General features: G+C 33.1%; 1 protein-coding gene. It reads left to right on the forward strand.

Going from position 1 to position 1,529, the window contains the following annotated elements; genetic code table 11:
• Nucleotides 1-29 precede the first annotated feature (29 nt).
• Nucleotides 30-1,529 (forward strand): P-loop NTPase fold protein (locus B3V51_RS10565; RefSeq protein ID WP_286708385.1); only part of this gene is annotated, 1,500 nt, incomplete at its 3' end.

Consider the following 1,529-nt stretch of genomic DNA (forward strand, 5'->3'; position numbering starts at 1 on the left):
ATTTTAAGAACATCTGTAAGGTATTAGTGATGGCAAATGTAGAAAATCTTGAAAAACGACTTATAGATTTGATTGATGAAGAAAGCTCATTTGCTATTGCTCTGACTGGTGAATGGGGTATTGGTAAGACGCGCTTTTGGAATGACTTCTACGAGGAAAACCATATAAATTTAGGTGTTAACAAATACTCTTATGTCTCTCTTTTCGGTATAGATTCAATAGAAGCGTTGAAATTTGAAATTGCCCTTAGCACCCACGAGACCACTCAAAAAAAAGACTACCTTTCTGGTCTTAAAGGTATCTTTAAAAAGAGCTTGGATGCTATAGACCTGCCAAAACTTGAAGGTGCAGGTGTCAGTTTGTCTCTTGGTAAGGGATTAATTAGCAGTGCCATTACCAGTCTTATCGGAGACACTTTGGTTTGCATTGACGATATCGAAAGGCTATCTAAAAACTTAGATATTAAAGATGTGATGGGTTTAGTGAATCATCTAAGCTTAGAGAAAAACTGTAAAGTAGTAGTGATATTACACGAAGGTAAAGCAGATAAAAAATTTAGAGAATATAAGGAAAAAGTGTTTGATGAAGTATTAGTTTTAGATGACTCATTATCAATTATTAAAGATAAGATTAGTGATGTCGATACATTTCCTATCTACGAGAAATTTTATCAAACTATGGGTGTTAGAAATCTTAGGTTTTATCAGCGCGTTCAGAAAATCTATCAGGAGATAATAAAACACTCATCAGATTTATCAGAGTTGAGCAAGGAAGAAATCCTAAGACAAATTCTTATTATCAAGCTTGTTAATGACATTCCTAAAGTTCTTGATGTCGATATGAAAGAGTTAGAAACATATTTTTCTGAAGATGGTCTCGATGACCGATTAGATATCTTTTTAAAAAGTGATGATGAAGCACTAAAACCACCTGTTAGAACTAAGAAAGATGATGTAGAAAAAAAGCTTTCAAAATTCTATCCTAACTTTCGTATGGAAGGGTGGGCTAAAATCATTATTGAACTGATTACCAATATTGATGTAGATCATGAAAAGTTTGAAAGCCTACTAGAGCAAGACTTAATTACTGAACAAAATTTGGAAAATGATAGAGAAAATAAGAACTTGATGGCTGAATATCGTAATTTAGACTCAGATCAAAGCTTCAATCAGAGACTATTTGACAATATTAAGGATAGGATAGACAGAGAAGCATTCCCTAATTTAAGCCTCTATTACAATATACTCGAAAAAAATGGTTCTCCTGAGTTAGCCAAAAAATTTGAAGAGTTAGTGAAACAATATATAGAGGACAAAGTCAAGAAAGGACCAAGCGAGTGGTTTATAGGAGATTATTACCTTAGAATCCCTGTACCTCCTGATATTTTTTATAAGTTCCTTTTGCAGACCATTAGTAATCAAAAAAAGGGATTGGCTCTAAATACTGATGCTAGTACTCTATCCGAAATTTTTATGCGATTTTGCAAACATGGAAATGATAGCGAGGATTTTTTTGAAGCTATACAAAAT

Origin of the sequence: Psychrobacter sp. UBA2514 (assembly GCF_002341255.1) — a bacterium.
GTDB classification, from domain to species: domain Bacteria; phylum Pseudomonadota; class Gammaproteobacteria; order Pseudomonadales; family Moraxellaceae; genus Psychrobacter; species Psychrobacter pacificensis.